A 16542-nucleotide genomic window follows, 5' to 3' on the forward strand; every position below is an offset into this window, starting at 1 on the left:
GCCTCATACACATTTTCTATCCTTCTATTTTACCATAAAAAGGAAAGAGTTTCTGTTTCTCAACAGACCACCTCACTTTATTATATGTTATATCTTCTAACATATAAATATAAAATATTTGCCGGATACAATTTTTTCTGCTATAATTTGAAAATACCCTGAAAGGAGACATCACATGAAGAAAAAAATCCTAGCATGTTTGCTTATTTTATTTCCTATTTTTTCACTAGGATTAGCAAAAGCTGATACAGAAAAAACCAAGTATGTCATTGCCAGTGACTCATCATTTGCACCATTTGTTTTCCAGGACTCAAGCAACCAATACACTGGTATCGATATGGATCTAATCAAGGCTATCGCTGAAGACCAAGGCTTTGAGGTAGAGATTACCAATCCTGGTTTTGATGCTGCTATTAACGCAGTCCAATCTGGACAAGCAGACGGTATCATTGCAGGTATGTCAGTGACTGATGCTCGTAAAGAAACCTTTGATTTTTCTGATTCTTACTATACAGCTAATACTATTCTTGGAGTTAAGGAATCAAGTACCATTTCTTCTTATGAAGATTTGAACGGTAAGACTGTAGGTGTGAAAAACGGTACTGCTTCACAAACATTCTTAAACGAGAATCAAAGCAAATACGGATACAAAATTAAGACCTTTTCAGATGCTGCATCTATGTATGATAGTTTAAATACTGGTTCAATTGATGCCGTTATGGATGACGAACCTGTTATTAAATATTCTATCAGTCAAGGACAAAAGTTGAAAACACCTATCGAAGGTACACCAATTGGCGAAACTGCTTTTGCTGTAAAAAAAGGAAGTAATCCAGAATTGCTAGAGAAGTTCAATAACGGACTTGCAAATCTTAAAGCAAATGGAGAATTCCAAAAAATTCTTGATAAGTATCTAGCAAGCAACTCTACTACTACAAGTTCAACTGCTGATGAAACAACTATTTGGGGATTGTTGAAAAACAACTACAAACAACTCCTCAGCGGACTTGGAATTACTCTCTCATTAGCCCTTATTTCATTTGTAATTGCGATTTTTATCGGAATTGTCTTTGGTATTTTTAGCGTCAGTCCTTATAAATCACTCCGTTTGATTTCAGAAATCTTTGTCGATGTGATCCGTGGTATTCCATTGATGATTCTTGCAGCATTTATTTTCTGGGGCATTCCTAACTTTATCGAATCTCTTACAGGACAACAAAACCCAATCAACGACTTTGTCGCTGGTACAATAGCCCTCTCCCTAAACTCAGCAGCTTACATCGCTGAAATCGTACGTGGTGGTATCAAGGCCGTTCCTGTTGGGCAAATGGAAGCTAGTCGAAGTCTGGGTATTTCATATGGAAAAACCATGCGTAAGATTGTCTTGCCTCAAGCAACCAAACTCATGCTTCCAAATTTCGTTAACCAATTTGTTATCGCATTGAAAGATACAACGATCGTATCTGCGATCGGTTTGGTAGAACTCTTCCAAACTGGTAAGATTATCATTGCTCGTAACTACCAAAGTTTCAAAATGTACGCAATTCTCGCAGTCTTTTACCTTGCGATTATCACTCTTCTAACTAGACTAGCAAAACGCTTAGAAAAGAGGATTCAATAATGGCAAAATTAAAAATTGATGTCGATAATTTACATAAACAATATGGGAAAAACAAGGTACTAAAAGGAATCTCTGTAAAATTCTACGAAGGTGACGTTGTTTGTATCATCGGTCCTTCTGGGTCAGGTAAGTCAACTTTCTTGCGTAGCTTGAATCTCCTTGAGGAAGGTACAAAAGGTCATATCACAGTTAATGGTTATGATTTGACTGACAAAGCAACCAACGTGGACCATGTTCGTGAAAATGTAGGAATGGTATTCCAGCACTTCAATCTCTTTCCACATATGACTGTCTTGGAAAATATCATTTTTGCTCCTATCGAGCATAAGTTATTAACCAAACCAGAAGCTGAAAAATTGGGGATGGAACTTCTTGAAAAAGTTGGACTTGCTGACAAGGCCAATGCTAATCCTGATAGTTTGTCTGGTGGACAAAAACAACGTGTAGCTATTGCTCGAGGTTTAGCAATGAACCCTGATATCATGCTCTTTGATGAGCCAACTTCTGCCCTTGACCCTGAAATGGTTGGCGACGTTCTTAACGTTATGAAGGAATTGGCAGAGCAAGGCATGACCATGATCATCGTAACTCACGAGATGGGATTTGCTCGTAAGGTTGCCAATCGTGTTATATTTACTGCAGACGGTGAATTTCTAGAAGATGGAACTCCTGATCAAATCTTTGATAACCCACAACACCCTCGTCTAAAAGAATTTTTGGACAAGGTCCTCAACGCTTAAAAAAACTGCAAGGTATCCCTTGCAGTTTTTTTCTTACTTGTATTGGAATTTTGGATTTTTTAGAAAATTATGATAAAATAAAGGATATGAAAATGGGGTTTTCCCCTGCCTAGTTGGACTAGGAAACAAAATAGAAATTAGGTAGCTGGATGTCATCTAAAGTTATTGTTACAATTTTCGGTGCAAGTGGAGATTTGGCTAAACGCAAGCTCTACCCTTCACTTTTTAGACTTTACAAATCAGGTAATCTATCTGATCATTTTGCTGTTATTGGAACTGCTCGTAGACCTTGGAGTAAAGAGTATTTCGAATCTGTTGTTGTCGAATCTATTTTGGACTTGGCAGATAGCGTAGAAGAAGCTCAAGCATTTGCTAGTCATTTTTACTATCAAAGTCACGATGTTAATGACACTGAGCACTACATCGAATTACGCAAGCTTCAGGCTGAGTTAAACGAAAAATATCAAGCTGAACACAACAAACTTTTCTTCCTCTCAATGGCACCTCAATTCTTTGGTACCATCGCCAAGCACCTCAAGTCAGAGCAAATCGTTGACGGTAAAGGCTTTGAACGTTTGATTGTTGAAAAACCTTTTGGAACAGACTATGAGACTGCAAGCAAACTAAACGAAGAACTCCTTGCTACTTTTAACGAAGACCAAATCTATCGTATTGACCACTATCTCGGTAAGGAAATGATTCAGAGCATTTTTGCCATTCGTTTTGCCAATATGATTTTTGAAAATGTTTGGAATCGTGAGCACATCGATAATGTTCAGATTACCTTTGCAGAGCGTCTCGGTGTTGAAGAACGTGGTGGCTACTATGATGAGTCTGGTGCCCTTCGTGATATGGTTCAAAACCATACTCTACAACTTCTATCACTCCTAGCTATGGATAAGCCCGCAAGCTTTACCAAAGATGACATTCGTGCGGAGAAAATCAAGGTCTTCAAGAACCTCTACCAACCTACAGACGAGGAACTCAAAGAACAATTTATCCGTGGCCAATATCGTTCTGGTAAAGTCGATGGCATGAAATATATTTCTTACCGTAGCGAACCAAATGTCAACCCTGAATCTATGACAGAAACATTTGCTTCAGGTACATTCTTTGTAGATACTGACCGCTTCCGTGGTGTACCTTTCTTCTTCCGTACAGGTAAACGAATGACTGAAAAGGGAACGCATGTTAATATCGTCTTTAAGCAAATGGATTCAATTTTTGGAGAGCCTCTAGCACCAAATATTTTGACCATCTATATCCAACCAACAGAAGGTTTCTCTCTCAGCCTTAACGGTAAAGAAGTTGGAGAAGAGTTCAAGCTTGCACCTAATTCGCTTGACTATAGAACCGATGCTACTGCTACAGGTGCTTCACCAGACCCATATGAAAAACTCATCTATGATGTTTTGAACAATAATTCAACCAACTTCAGCCACTGGGAAGAAGTAAGCGCATCATGGAAATTGATTGACCGTATTGAGAAACTTTGGGCTGAAAACGGTGCTCCCCTTCATGACTACAAAGCTGGTAGCATGGGACCTCAAGCTAGCTTTGATTTACTCAAAAAATACGGAGCTGAATGGACTTGGCAACCGGATATCGCCTATCGCAAGGATGGCCGATTAGAATAATCAAAAACAATCCTGCAAGAATTCTTGCAGGATTTTCTTTTATAGCAAACCTTCTAAAAGCCCCTTCATAAAGTTTTCAGAATTGAATTCACCGATATCATCGATTTTTTCACCAAAACCAATTAACTTAACAGGGATATTAAGTTCCTCACGGATAGCCAACACAACACCACCTCGAGCAGTCCCATCAATCTTGGTTAAGACAATCCCTGTAACAGGAGTAATTTTTGAGAATTCTTTGGCTTGTACAAGAGCGTTTTGCCCAGTTGACGCATCAAGAGCTAGGAAGGTTTCATGAGGTGCTTCTGGCACAACACGCTTAATGATACGACCAATTTTTTCCAACTCTGCCATCAGGTTTTCTTTGTTTTGCAAACGTCCAGCTGTATCAATCATGAGAATATCAATGCCTTCTGCTACTGCGCGTTCCATCCCATCAAAGACCACACTGGCCGGATCTGCTTTTTCTGGACCAGTAACGACAGGAACATCTACACGACGCCCCCATTCTGCTAACTGAGCAACCGCACCCGCACGGAAGGTATCAGCAGCAACAAGCATAACCTTTTTACCAGCTTGTTTGTATCGATGTGCCAATTTACCGATTGATGTTGTCTTTCCGACACCATTAACACCTACAAAAAGCATGACAGTCAACCCATCTTGGAAGTTAATGCTTTCGTTGTAGTTGCCATCCTTCTCATAGAGCTCCACCAATTTTTCGATGATAACACGACGAAGGGCTTCTGGTTTCTTGGCATTTTCAAGCTTGACTTCATAACGTAGCTCTTCTGTTAAATTGGATGCTACCTGAACACCAACGTCACTCATGATGAGCAGTTCTTCTAGCTCTTCAAAGAATACTTCATCAACTGAGCGGAAATTAGCAAAGAAGGCATTTAAACGGGCACCAAATCCCGTACGAGTTTTCTTGAGACTACGATCATACTTTTCCTGTACAGTCTCTTGTACTTGAGGAGTTTCCTCGGTTGCTTGATTTGCTTCCTCTTCTTCAAAAATTTCTGATTCTGTTTCGTCTGATTGAAGTTGATTAAAATCCTCTTCTTCTTCATCGCTTGAAGTCATATCTTCAACGTGAGATGATTCCACTTGAGGACTTTTTGCCTCTTCAAATAGATTTGATTCATCTTGAGAAACTTCAACTTCATCAAGAGGTTCAATGATAGCTTCTTCTACAACCTCTACTGCAGGTGAGTCTTCATTTGTTTCTTCCTGAGGTTCTGCAGGTAAGCTAACTTCTTCTGGTTCTGTCACTGTAGCATTTTCAGATTCCGATGTATCGTTTTGCTCGTTATCATCAGATAAATCAATATTTTCTAAAGCTTCTTTTACAACATCTTCAATTTTCGGTTCTTCTATTTTTCCAAATAAACGGTCAAATAATCCCATACTTTAATTCTCCTTCAGTACATATTTTTCAATAGCCCATGCGACGGCTTCTTCGTCGTTGGTCATAGGTGTTACCACATTTGCAACTGCTTTGACTTCAGGAACAGCATTTTGCATAGCTACACCAAGACCTGCCCATTCAATCATCGAAAGGTCATTAGCTTCATCTCCACAAGCCATCACTTGACTTCGATCAATTCCTAAATGCTCAATTAACTTAGCTAGTCCTGTCGCTTTATGAACATTCTTTGGTGACCATTCTAGCAAGAGTTCACGTGATTTAAAAATTTCATATTTGTCAAACAATTCAGGAGAAATCTTTTGAATAGCTGCATCCAAGGGTTCTTGAGGAAAGGCAGTGACACATTTATTGTAAGTAATCTGACTAGACAAATCTTCAAAAGCAGTTGGAACAAAAGTTAGAGCTGGGTTAAACTGAGCATATAAACTTTCCTGGTCTGATTGAATCTGATAAACGATGCCTTCAGAAATAGCATCTAATGGAATATTTAGTTTTTCAGTTTCTTCGTAAATACGGCTCACATCATCAATTGAAAAGACTGTCTTATCAAGTATTTCGCCCGTATTTTTCTGAACCAAACCGCCGTTGAATGTGATGGTATATTCGTCATCGTGACCATCTGTTCCAAGTTCTTTGAGGAAGAAATCCATAGCCTTTAGGGGACGTCCAGTTGTTAGGACTACCTTGACTCCTTGTTCACGCGCAGCCTTCAAAGTTGCCTTGGTACGTTCTGTCAATTTCTTGTCTGTCGTTAGCAAAGTTCCATCCAAATCCAAAGCAATTAATTTAATATCTGCCATTACAATTCCTCCATATATGCAATAACTGACTGGTCCTTGTGGTGACCGATAACTGTTTCAGCAAGTTCTAAAATCTCTGGACGTGCATTTTCAGGTGCGACCGGATGTCCTACAACCTGCATCATGTGAAGGTCATTGAGATTATCACCGAAAGCCATCACTTGATCCATATCCAGATTTAATTTTTTCGCTAGCTCTACAATTGCTACTCCCTTATCAACATAGTCTAAAACAATATCGATTGATTCAAAACCAGTAGTCATAGCCTTAACACCAGGCACATGTTCATTGACCCAAGCTTCTCCGGCTTCTACTGTCTCTTCAGTAAAGTTCGTTGTGAATTTGAAAATCTCATCGGTAATATCTTCGAGACTGGCTACCTTTTGGATGTTCTCATTGTAATGATGGCTAAACATAAGATAGGTCTCATCCACCGTATCAAGCACATAACAAGCCTCTTTACCAGTCAAAAGCATCTTCTTCTCATCAAAATATGGTGAAGTTTTTAGTTTTTCAAAAGTTGACAGGTAAAAATCACGTGGCATGGTTGCTTCATAGAGGTCTTGTCCATGAAAGCGAACGAGACTCCCATTTTCAGCAATGAAGATAATCTCATCTTTGACATCCGCAAAATGCTTTTCAAGTGACAAGAGTCCACGTCCCGATGCAACAGCAAAATAAATTCCTCGTTTTTTATATGAAGAGAGAAGAGCTTTTAAACGCTCCATATCAAATTGACCAGCTTCATCTAGAAAAGTCCCGTCCATATCAGTTGCGACTAGTTTAATCATAAATCCTTCTATTCTCCAGTAGTAAATCTACCTTCTATTATACCATAGAAAAAGTAAATAGCGCCTAATCCATACGAGATTAGACGCCTATATAAAATAAGTTTCGTTTATTCCTTAGTTCAAAGTTCTCTTATCCATATTTGGCAAAGAGAGCTTAAACTTAATAATACAGAGTCGAATCACAAAACCGACAATTGAGAGAATAATAAAGGCAGTAATTCTTGGAAAATGGAGGACAAAGGCCAACCAGTAATAAATAACTCCAATTACGAAAGATAGAAGGGCATAGATGTCTTCTTTTAGAACACTTGGAACTTCATTGATCAGGAGGTCTCGGATAATACCACCACCTGCTCCCGTTAAACAGGCCAAAATCCCTGCAGACATCAAATTCAATTTACTATCAGCTAAAGCTGTAGCTCCAATTAGAGAGAAGATAATTAAGCCAATGGAATCAAATATGAGATAAGCTTCTCTCAGCCACTTGTAGAATTTTTTTTCTTGACTTGCATTGGCTTGTTTTGAAGTCACAAAGATATACATGATAACCGCTACAAATATAGAGACATAAATCGGTCCAGGATCTGCGAGAGCGGAGGGAAAACGACTGATAATAGAATCTCTCAAAATCCCACCGCCTACTGCCGTTACAATTGCCAATAAACTAATCCCGAAAATGTCTAAACGTTTACCAAATCCTTTGATGGCTCCTGACGCCGCAAAGGCTATAGTCCCAATATAATTACAAATCATTAGGAATAGGTCAAAATCCATATAAACTCCTCAATTTATTTTTGTAACCTTTCCGACTTCTTAAAGGTCATTCTAAATGCTTAGCTGAAAGTTTGTATCAAGCACTAACTAAGCATCCATATTCTCTAAATCTTTTAGTTTTACAGAGACAATCTTTGATACACCAGATTCTTGCATGGTCACCCCATAGATAGAGTCTGCTGCTGCCATTGTACCCTTACGGTGGGTAACGACGATAAACTGGCTGTCTTTATCAAATCGATTGAGATAATCACCAAAACGCTTAACGTTAGCCTCATCGAGTGCGGCCTCCACCTCATCCAGAATTACAAATGGAATGGTCTTAACACGAATGATTGAGAAGAGTAAAGCTAGAGCTGACAAGGCCTTCTCCCCACCACTCATGAGGTTGAGGGATTGGATTTTCTTACCTGGTGGTTGCACAGAGATTTCGACACCTGCAGTCAATAAATCTCCTTCTGTCAGAATTAGGTCTGCTTGACCACCACCAAACATCTGCTTAAAGGTCACTTTAAAGGACTCACGAATAGCTTCGAAGGTTGACTTAAAGCGTTCTTTCACTTCATCGTTCATCTCTGTAATGGTTTCAAGAAGTAAGTTTTTAGCAGAAAGAATATCATCTCGTTGAGTATTCAAGAATTCCAAGCGTTCGTGTACTTCGTCAAACTGTTCAATGGCATCCAAATTGACCGGACCAAGTGAACGAATGGATTTCTCCAAATCCTTCACCTTTTGTTCAGCGATTGCCAAATCTTCTAACGGATTGACTTGCTCTAAAGCTTCCGTATAGCTAATCTGATATTCCTCTGTCAGCTGGCCTTGAAGATAACGAAGACGATCTGTAATCTTCTCTTTAGTCGCTTCCGCACGTGTTTGCTTACGAATCCATTCTTCATTTTGCTGACGAGCTTGTTCTAAATGACTGGCAATATCATCCAGTTGTCCCTCAATGTCGTCGAGTTCAAACTGCTTACGAATGAGTCCCTGTTGAATTTCTTCTTTTTGACTCTTGGCTTCTGCTTCCTGCTTGGCCAAAAGTTCTGTATCAACTTTTTCAAGATTGTCTACTTTTTCTTGCAAAAGACGTTCAATCTCTTCTTGCTCGATATTGAGGTTCTCAAGTTCTTTGTTAATCCGTTCAATATCCGCAACTTCGTAACGTTTTCGCCCTATCATTTCTGTTTTGAGCAGACGTTCTTGAGAAAGTTTATCCTGCAAGTTTTGGTAGCGTTCCTGAATAGCATTTTTATTGGACTTGATTTCTTCGATTTCAGATTCCAGCTTTTGCTTTTCAGTTGCAATAAATGCAAGTCGTTCTTGACATTTTTCCTTTTCAGCTTGCCAATCTCCACCTCTGAGGTTATTTAATTCTTTTTCCTGAAGTTCTAGAAGGGTTTCGAGTTCTTCGACCTGCTGGCTAGTTTGTTGATAAGCTAGGTACAAGCCTTGTTCCTGGATACGAGCTTGCTCCCCTTGGAACTTAATGGTCTCCAAAGTTTGACTAAGTTCATTCAAGGCTTCTTGAACTGACTTCAGATTTTCTTCCTCTTGGCGAAGAAGTTTTTCTTCTTGAGCGATTTCTTTTTGCAACTGCTCCAATTCAGGTTTGATGAATATGCTGTTATTTTGACGATTAGCACCACCTGCATAAGAACCACCTGTTCGTAGCTCTGTTCCATCTAGCGTTACCATACGAACTTGATAGCGTACCTTACGAGCAGCATCACATGCATGCTCCACTGTATCAAAGATAGCTGTCGTAGCTAGCAGATTTTTAAAGATAGCTTCAAGCTTGACATCAAAAGTAACCAGTTCATCTGCCATGCCAAGAAAACCAGGACTTGAGGCAATCACATCTTGATTCTGCCCAGAAATGCTCCGAGCCTTAATAGTTGTCAAAGGTAGGAAAGTCGCACGACCGGCTCGATTTCGCTTAAGGAAATCGATAGCTTTAGTCGCTGCCTGTTCATCTTCAACGATGATGTGTTGGCTACTTGCACCGAGAGCAATCTCAAGGGCTGTCTGATAATGAACATCAAAGGTTAAATGTTCACTAACTGCTCCAATAATACCACCCAAGCGATTTTTTTCTTGGAGAACACTCTTGACACCTGCATAAAAATTGCTATGGTTTTTAAGAATATTTTCCAAACTTTGCGCCTTGGCCTGTTTGTTTTTCAGACTATCCAAACGGTCAAAGAGTTGATTTTGCTGACTTTGATAAGCCTGCTTTTGTTCTTCTTCTTGCTTGGCATTGGTCTGGTATTCAGCAAGTAAGCTTTGTACTTCTTCTTTAGCTGATTTAAGGGCAAGCTCTTGTTCACTAGCCTTGGACTTGGCAGAAGCCAATTGTTCCTTCAAGGATTCTAATTGTTCTTCTTGCTTTTGAGTCTGTTGGCGACTATTTTCAAGGTCATTTTCAATACGTGTCAATTGGTTAGAGACATCCGCTTCTTCCTGTAAGAATACCACGAAACGTTCACGCAATTGCTCAATCATTTGATCTGGATCATCAGAAAAAGCTAATAATTCTGCTTCTAAACGATTGAGTTCCTTAGTATTGACCGCTAAATTTTCTTCTAACTGACTGAGATTTGCTTCTTTTTCTTCCTTCTCCTGAATGAGAGCATTTCTCTTTTCGTCCAAACTAGCCAAACGTGCCTGAGCTTCTTGTTGATTGAGAGCGACTTGCTCTGTTTCCAATTTTGATAAGGCTAACTTACGCTCTAAATCACTGATTAGACCAGTTAAATCCATCAGTGTGGACTGGTCTTTTGACATTTCAGCTTGTAAATCATGACGTTTCTTTTTAAGTGTTTGATTTTCTTCTTCTAATTCTTCACGTTTCTGATAGTAGCTCGTCAAAAGTTCTTGAACTTGGTTTAATTCTTCTTCTGTTAGTTCTAATTCAGTCTTACTAGCTTGAATCTGAGCGACCAGAACATCTAGATAGATTGCTTTACGTTGGCCGTCCAGGTCCATAAATTTACGAGCTGTTGCTGCTTGCTTTTCTAACGGCTTGATTTGATTATCTAGCTCATAGATGATATCTTCCAAGCGGTCTAGATTGTCTTGAGTTTGTTGCAGTTTGCTTTCTGTCTCTTTGCGACGAGTTTTATATTTTAAAACTCCAGCTGCTTCTTCAAAAATAGCGCGGCGTTCCTCAGGTTTGGAGTTAAAGATTTCTTCGACCTTCCCTTGGGAAATAATAGAGAAGGAATCGCGCCCAAGTCCAGTATCTAAGAAGAGATCATGTATATCACGAAGACGGACTTTTTTGCCGTCAATCTTGTACTCACTATCTCCTGTACGATAGATGTGACGCTCTACCTTAATTTCCTGACCTGCATCTTTGATGAAGCCGTCCTGGTTATCTAGGGTAACAACCACAGAAGCATAGTTTAAAGGTTTTCTACTTTCTGTTCCTGCAAAGATAACATCAGGCATCTTCCCACCACGCAAGCTTTTCACACTAGATTCACCTAGTGCCCAACGCAGACTTTCCGTGATGTTTGATTTTCCAGAACCATTAGGTCCTACAACAGCTGTAACCCCCTGGTCAAAAACAACCTTGGTCTTGTCAGCAAAGGACTTAAACCCCTGAATCTCAATTTCCTTTAAATACATGAATCCAGCCCTTCCTCAACTGCATTTTTTGCGGCTTCCTGCTCTGCTAATTTTTTTGAACGTCCTTGACCAGTTCCAAGACTTTTCCCTTCAACAAGGACTTCCACTTGGAACATCTTATCGTGGGCAGGTCCAATCTCTGATATCACTTGATAACGAATATCGACATCACCATTGACTTGGAGTAATTCTTGCAAGTGAGTCTTGTAGTCTTTAATCATTTCAAAATCGCCGGCTTCTACTTTTGGTATCATGACTTGATAGATAAAATCTTTCACTCTAGCCAGATTCTTGTCTAAAAGAAGAGCACCCAAAAAGGCTTCAAAGGCATCTCCCAAGATGGTATCACGATTGCGACCACCTGATTTTTCTTCTCCCTTGCCTAGCTTGATAAACTGATCAAACTGGCAATCACGCGCAAAACCAGCTAAACTCTCCTCGCGAACAATCATGGCACGAAGTTTAGATAAATCACCTTCTGGCTTTTTAGGATATTTCTTGTACAGATATTCTGAAATCAATAATTGCAGAACAGCGTCTCCTAAAAATTCCAAGCGTTCATTGTGTGAAATTTTTAAGAGGCGGTGCTCGTTTGCATAACTAGTGTGAGTAAAAGCTGTTTCAAGTAATTGTTTATCTGAAAAAACAAGATCAAAACGTTGCTCTAACACGGTTTCTAATTCCTTCATAAGAACCTCTTTCTAAAACATTATAATACACTCCATTATATCAAAAAAAGAATTCATAGTCAGAAAATAACCCTTAAAACGACTTTTTCTCACTTGCTTCTAAAATCAATCCATTACTAGCAGTCTAGCCTATTTTTTGGTATAATAAATCTTATGGAAATTGAAAAAACCAATCGAATGAATGCTCTGTTTGAATTTTATGCAGCCCTTTTGACTGATAAGCAGATGAACTATATCGAACTCTACTATGCAGATGACTATAGTTTGGCTGAAATCGCTGAAGAGTTCGGTGTCAGTCGCCAGGCTGTTTATGACAATATCAAACGTACAGAAAAGATACTGGAAGATTATGAAATGAAGCTTCATATGTATTCTGACTACATTGTTCGCAGTCAGATTTTTGATCAAATTTTGGAGCGTTATCCAGAAGATGCTTTTCTACAAGAGCAAATTGAGATTTTAACAAGTATCGACAATAGAGAATAAGAGGAATAAATAATGGCATTTGAAAATTTAACAGAACGTTTACAGAACGTCTTTAAAAATTTACGTAAAAAAGGGAAAATTACAGAGAGCGATATCCAAGAAGCAACCAAGGAAATTCGTCTTGCACTTTTAGAAGCCGACGTTGCTCTTCCAGTTGTCAAGGATTTTATCAAAAAAGTTCGTGAACGTGCGATTGGGCATGAAGTTATTGATACCCTCAATCCAGCTCAACAAATCATCAAGATTGTCAATGAAGAGTTAACCGCAGTTCTTGGTTCTGACACAGCTGAGATTATTAAGTCTCCAAAAATCCCAACTATTATCATGATGGTTGGTTTGCAGGGGGCTGGTAAAACAACTTTTGCAGGTAAACTTGCTAATAAACTCAAAAAGGAAGAGGATGCTCGTCCTTTAATGATCGCGGCCGATATCTATCGTCCTGCAGCTATTGACCAGCTCAAAACACTTGGACAACAAATTGATGTTCCTGTGTTTGCACTTGGAACTGAAGTTCCTGCGGTTGAGATTGTTCGCCAAGGTTTGGAGCAAGCCAAAGCCAACCATAACGACTATGTCTTGATTGATACAGCTGGTCGTTTACAAATTGACGAACTTCTCATGAATGAGCTCCGTGATGTTAAAGCACTTGCTCAACCAAATGAAATTCTTCTTGTCATCGATGCCATGATTGGTCAAGAAGCTGCCAACGTTGCACGCGAATTTAACAATCAATTAGAAGTTACTGGTGTCATCCTTACAAAGATTGACGGTGACACTCGTGGTGGTGCTGCCCTTTCTGTTCGTCACATCACTGGAAAACCAATCAAGTTCACTGGTACTGGTGAAAAGATTACTGACATTGAAACCTTCCACCCAGATCGTATGGCCAGCCGTATTCTCGGTATGGGAGATATGCTGACTCTGATTGAGAAAGCTTCCCAAGAATACGATGAGCAAAAAGCCCTTGAAATGGCTGAAAAAATGCGTGAAAATACCTTTGATTTCAACGATTTCATTGATCAGTTGGATCAGGTACAAAATATGGGACCAATGGAAGATTTGCTCAAGATGATTCCTGGTATGGCCAATAACCCTGCCGTCCAAAATATGAAGGTAGACGAAAAGCAAATTGCTCGCAAACGTGCTATCGTGTCTTCTATGACTCCGGAAGAACGTGAAAATCCAGATTTGCTCACTCCAAGTCGTCGTCGTCGTATCGCCGCTGGTTCTGGTAATACTTTTATCGAAGTCAACAAGTTCATTAAGGACTTTAACCAAGCTAAGCAACTCATGCAAGGTGTCATGTCTGGTGATATGAACAAGATGATGAAACAAATGGGCATCAACCCTAACAACCTTCCTAAAAATATGCCTGGTGGCATGGATATGTCAGCCCTTGAAGGTATAATGGGACAAGGTGGTATGCCGGATATGTCTGCTCTTGGAGGAGCCGGAATGCCGGATATGAGCCAGATGCTTGGTGGAGGCCTCAAGGGTAAAATCGGTGAATTTGCCATGAAGCAATCCATGAAACGCATGGCTAACAAAATGAAAAAAGCTAAGAAAAAACGCAAATAAAAAGGACTCAACTGAGTCCTTTTTTGTTTAGTTATTTCGAAGTTTTTCCAAAGTCTCTTTAAAGATAATTGGAATATCAGAAGTAAATTCCATAGTTTCACCAGTTCTAGGATGGGTAAAACCTAGAGTTTTGGCATGTAGAAATTGCCCATGACCTTTCAAGGTTTTACGAGGGCCGTAAACCTCATCTCCAGCAACAGGATGACCGATGTAAGCCATGTGCACACGAATCTGATGAGTACGTCCTGTTTCCAGTTGTAATTCCAGCAATGTATAATCACCAAAGCGTTCCAAGACTTGGAAACGTGTCACTGCTGGTTTCCCTTTAGCGGTAACAGCTTGTTTCTTACGGTCTTTTTCACTACGTCCGATCGGCGCTTCAATGACTCCACGATCATTTGGGAGATTACCGTGAACAATAGCCCAATACTTACGAAGAGATTTCTTGTCCTTCAATTCTTGAGCCAGTGCCATATGCGCTTCATCATTTTTAGCAATCATTAAGAGACCTGAAGTATCCTTATCAATACGATGGACAATACCTGGACGCAATACACCATTGATGCCTGATAGGTCCTTGATATGATACATGAGGGCATTAACCAAGGTACCACTGGTGTGACCAGCGCTTGGATGAACGACCATCCCTTGAGGCTTGTTAACTACTGCTACATCCTCATCTTGATAAATGATTTCTAAGGGAATATCTTCAGCCACATACTCTAAAACTTCTGGTTCTGGAACTTGATAAGTGATAACATCCCCTTCTTGAACCGAGTACTTAGCTTTTTTTAACTGACCATTGACCAAGACCTGACCAGACTTGATTTGTTCATTGGCGAGACTACGAGACAATTCTGTCAAATCGGACAAAGCCTTATCTAAGCGTACTCCACCGGTTTCAATTTTAATTTCCATTCATTTCCTCTTTTAGCATTGCAATCAATAACACAACTACTCCTACTGTCAGATAACTATCAGCTACATTGAAAATCGCGAAATTGATAAAGTCTAAGTGGAACATATCCACGACAAATCCTTGACTGATGCGATCGATAAAGTTCCCAAGGCCACCTGCAATAATCAAAATCAATCCAAAGACTGTCCAGGAGGAATCCTCTATATGCTTATGAAGATACCAGATACCTCCAACCATGACTACCAGGGTAATCACTGCAAAAAACCACTGTTGATCTTGAAGCATCGAGAATGCCGCCCCCCTATTTTGTAGATAGGTTAAACTGACTAGATTTGGGATCCATGACTTGATTTCACCAAGAGCAATATTCTTAACGACATAAGACTTTACCAATTGATCTAAGACAATCAAGGCTGCTATAATCCCTGCTACTATTCCTCTTTTTTTCATGCTTTCCTCTTCTGATCAAAATACTCTTGCATGACCTCTACAAATAAAGTCCCTGCTTGGCTCAAGTCTACTTCTTCACGTTTCACATAAACCATGCGATTATTGAGATTATCATTTAATGGAATAACGGTGATTCCGTTCACACTGTCGCTATCCAAGAATCCAGAACCAGTCGCATAAGCATTTGTTCTTTCAAGAATCCCATTTAAGGTAGCACGGTCAGTTACGTTAAACATTTGAGAGCTAGCACTAGTATCCACAAAGTTCTCTGAATAATAAAGATACTCATCCTTTTCCTGTGTGAATCGCACTGTTGGTAAATCTGCCAAATCATCCATGACCAGCTCTTTTTTCTTGGCTAAAGGATGTTCTTCACGCAGATAGATATGGGTTTGGAAAGGAATCAACTCAATCACTTCAAGTCCTAGCTTTTCAACCCGCTGCATGATTCCCTTTTGGTTTTGATTATTGAGGTAAATAATCCCAATCTCACTATGTCCTTGGGCTACTTCATCCAAGATTTGAACAGTTGTAGATTCAAAAATACGGAAATTCTTATATTCAGGATATTGTTGCGAAAAAGCTGTAATGGTTGGTGGCAAGAAATCATAGTGCTGGCTGGCTATTGAAAACTCATCCTTTTCCTCTTCAGGATTGGCATACTGGTTCTGGAAAACATCAAATCCTTTGACCAACTCTTGTGCCTTTTCATAAAATTCCATACCGCGACGAGTAAGGAAAGTTCCCGAACTGGTTCTGCGAAAAATCTTGAAGCCGAGCTCTTTTTCCAAGTCTCTTACAGAAATAGATAGACTGGGTTGGCTAACGTACATCTTCTCAGCCGCTTCACGAAAAGTACCACTATTAGCAATAGCCACAACGTAGCGTAATTGTTGAATATTCATGATTTCTCCTTCGATTTCTATCTTATCATTATACCATAAATCAAGCCTATCCAACAAAGGAAAATCATGAGACAGACACTTCTAATCCAAGCA

The 16542-nt window shown here is 39.6% G+C and carries 14 protein-coding genes; 5 read left to right on the plus strand and 9 right to left on the minus strand.

Features of this window, described 5'->3' with window-relative positions; translation table 11 throughout:
• The first annotated feature begins 175 nt into the window (after positions 1–175).
• From ACTO1Y_RS03225 to zwf, 3 genes are all read left to right on the plus strand, one after another.
• Positions 176–1621, plus strand: a complete 1446-nt coding sequence (locus ACTO1Y_RS03225; RefSeq protein WP_441348327.1) for an amino acid ABC transporter substrate-binding protein/permease — start codon at positions 176–178, stop codon at positions 1619–1621.
• On the plus strand, positions 1621–2361 hold the full coding sequence (locus ACTO1Y_RS03230; RefSeq protein ID WP_441348328.1) for an amino acid ABC transporter ATP-binding protein: 741 nt from the start codon (positions 1621–1623) through the stop codon (positions 2359–2361). Before ACTO1Y_RS03225 ends, ACTO1Y_RS03230 begins: the two co-directional genes overlap by 1 nt.
• Before the next feature lie 149 nt (positions 2362–2510).
• The gene (zwf, locus tag ACTO1Y_RS03235) at positions 2511–3998 is read left to right on the plus strand and encodes a glucose-6-phosphate dehydrogenase (protein ID WP_441348329.1); all 1488 of its coding nucleotides are present in this window, start codon (positions 2511–2513) and stop codon (positions 3996–3998) included.
• A gap of 39 nt (positions 3999–4037) precedes the next feature.
• Here the strand turns inward: zwf and ftsY are convergent, their stop codons facing one another.
• From ftsY to rnc, 6 genes are all read right to left on the minus strand, one after another.
• Positions 4038–5408 carry a signal recognition particle-docking protein FtsY gene (gene ftsY, locus ACTO1Y_RS03240; protein WP_441348330.1) on the minus strand — a complete coding sequence of 457 codons (1371 nt, stop codon included), beginning with the start codon at positions 5406–5408 and terminating at the stop codon, positions 4038–4040.
• A 3-nt stretch (positions 5409–5411) separates the two neighbouring features.
• Positions 5412–6230 (minus strand): Cof-type HAD-IIB family hydrolase, encoded by an 819-nt coding sequence (locus ACTO1Y_RS03245; protein WP_441348331.1) that lies wholly within the window; start codon positions 6228–6230, stop codon positions 5412–5414.
• Positions 6230–7021, minus strand: coding sequence for a Cof-type HAD-IIB family hydrolase (locus ACTO1Y_RS03250; protein ID WP_441348332.1), 792 nt, complete (start codon positions 7019–7021; stop codon positions 6230–6232). Before ACTO1Y_RS03250 ends, ACTO1Y_RS03245 begins: the two co-directional genes overlap by 1 nt.
• Before the next feature lie 114 nt (positions 7022–7135).
• The gene (locus tag ACTO1Y_RS03255) at positions 7136–7795 is read right to left on the minus strand and encodes a trimeric intracellular cation channel family protein (protein ID WP_441348333.1); all 660 of its coding nucleotides are present in this window, start codon (positions 7793–7795) and stop codon (positions 7136–7138) included.
• An 87-nt stretch (positions 7796–7882) separates the two neighbouring features.
• The gene (gene smc, locus ACTO1Y_RS03260; RefSeq protein ID WP_441348334.1) at positions 7883–11422 is read right to left on the minus strand and encodes a chromosome segregation protein SMC; all 3540 of its coding nucleotides are present in this window, start codon (positions 11420–11422) and stop codon (positions 7883–7885) included.
• Positions 11413–12111: a ribonuclease III gene (gene rnc, locus ACTO1Y_RS03265; protein ID WP_441348335.1), complete on the minus strand. Its 699-nt coding sequence runs from the start codon at positions 12109–12111 to the stop codon at positions 11413–11415. Before rnc ends, smc begins: the two co-directional genes overlap by 10 nt.
• Before the next feature lie 153 nt (positions 12112–12264).
• Between rnc and ACTO1Y_RS03270 the strand changes: the two genes are divergently transcribed.
• Both ACTO1Y_RS03270 and ffh read left to right on the plus strand, forming a co-directional pair.
• Positions 12265–12597 (plus strand): putative DNA-binding protein, encoded by a 333-nt coding sequence (locus ACTO1Y_RS03270; RefSeq protein WP_000402062.1) that lies wholly within the window; start codon positions 12265–12267, stop codon positions 12595–12597.
• Between the two features lie 12 nt (positions 12598–12609).
• Positions 12610–14175, plus strand: a complete 1566-nt coding sequence (gene ffh / locus ACTO1Y_RS03275) for a signal recognition particle protein (protein ID WP_441348336.1) — start codon at positions 12610–12612, stop codon at positions 14173–14175.
• A gap of 27 nt (positions 14176–14202) precedes the next feature.
• On the opposite strand, the gene ACTO1Y_RS03280 is transcribed toward ffh, so the two are convergent.
• From ACTO1Y_RS03280 to ACTO1Y_RS03290, 3 genes are read right to left on the minus strand one after another with little or no spacing between them, the layout of a single operon-like run.
• On the minus strand, positions 14203–15093 hold the full coding sequence (locus ACTO1Y_RS03280; protein ID WP_441348337.1) for an RluA family pseudouridine synthase: 891 nt from the start codon (positions 15091–15093) through the stop codon (positions 14203–14205).
• A complete protein-coding gene (gene lspA / locus ACTO1Y_RS03285) occupies positions 15083–15544 on the minus strand; it encodes a signal peptidase II (RefSeq protein ID WP_441348338.1) in 462 nt (153 codons plus the stop codon). The genes ACTO1Y_RS03280 and lspA overlap by 11 nt, the downstream gene beginning before the upstream one ends.
• Positions 15541–16449 carry a LysR family transcriptional regulator gene (locus tag ACTO1Y_RS03290; RefSeq protein WP_441348339.1) on the minus strand — a complete coding sequence of 303 codons (909 nt, stop codon included), beginning with the start codon at positions 16447–16449 and terminating at the stop codon, positions 15541–15543. Before ACTO1Y_RS03290 ends, lspA begins: the two co-directional genes overlap by 4 nt.
• Between the last annotated feature and the right edge of the window lie 93 nt (positions 16450–16542).

Source organism: Streptococcus sp. V728 (assembly GCF_052077995.1).
Classification (GTDB): Bacteria; Bacillota; Bacilli; order Lactobacillales; family Streptococcaceae; genus Streptococcus; species Streptococcus infantis_B.

Bases quoted from the DNA above. Each gene is read 5' to 3' on its own strand.
- ACTO1Y_RS03225 (WP_441348327.1), top strand. From the start codon at position 176: ATGAAGAAAAAAATCCTAGCATGTTTGCTTATTTTATTTCCTATTTTT.
- ACTO1Y_RS03230 (WP_441348328.1), top strand. From the start codon at position 1,621: ATGGCAAAATTAAAAATTGATGTCGATAATTTACATAAACAATATGGG.
- zwf (WP_441348329.1), top strand. From the start codon at position 2,511: ATGTCATCTAAAGTTATTGTTACAATTTTCGGTGCAAGTGGAGATTTG.
- ftsY (WP_441348330.1), bottom strand. From the start codon at position 5,408: ATGGGATTATTTGACCGTTTATTTGGAAAAATAGAAGAACCGAAAATT.
- ACTO1Y_RS03245 (WP_441348331.1), bottom strand. From the start codon at position 6,230: ATGGCAGATATTAAATTAATTGCTTTGGATTTGGATGGAACTTTGCTA.
- ACTO1Y_RS03250 (WP_441348332.1), bottom strand. From the start codon at position 7,021: ATGATTAAACTAGTCGCAACTGATATGGACGGGACTTTTCTAGATGAA.
- ACTO1Y_RS03255 (WP_441348333.1), bottom strand. From the start codon at position 7,795: ATGGATTTTGACCTATTCCTAATGATTTGTAATTATATTGGGACTATA.
- smc (WP_441348334.1), bottom strand. From the start codon at position 11,422: ATGTATTTAAAGGAAATTGAGATTCAGGGGTTTAAGTCCTTTGCTGAC.
- rnc (WP_441348335.1), bottom strand. From the start codon at position 12,111: ATGAAGGAATTAGAAACCGTGTTAGAGCAACGTTTTGATCTTGTTTTT.
- ACTO1Y_RS03270 (WP_000402062.1), top strand. From the start codon at position 12,265: ATGGAAATTGAAAAAACCAATCGAATGAATGCTCTGTTTGAATTTTAT.
- ffh (WP_441348336.1), top strand. From the start codon at position 12,610: ATGGCATTTGAAAATTTAACAGAACGTTTACAGAACGTCTTTAAAAAT.
- ACTO1Y_RS03280 (WP_441348337.1), bottom strand. From the start codon at position 15,093: ATGGAAATTAAAATTGAAACCGGTGGAGTACGCTTAGATAAGGCTTTG.
- lspA (WP_441348338.1), bottom strand. From the start codon at position 15,544: ATGAAAAAAAGAGGAATAGTAGCAGGGATTATAGCAGCCTTGATTGTC.
- ACTO1Y_RS03290 (WP_441348339.1), bottom strand. From the start codon at position 16,449: ATGAATATTCAACAATTACGCTACGTTGTGGCTATTGCTAATAGTGGT.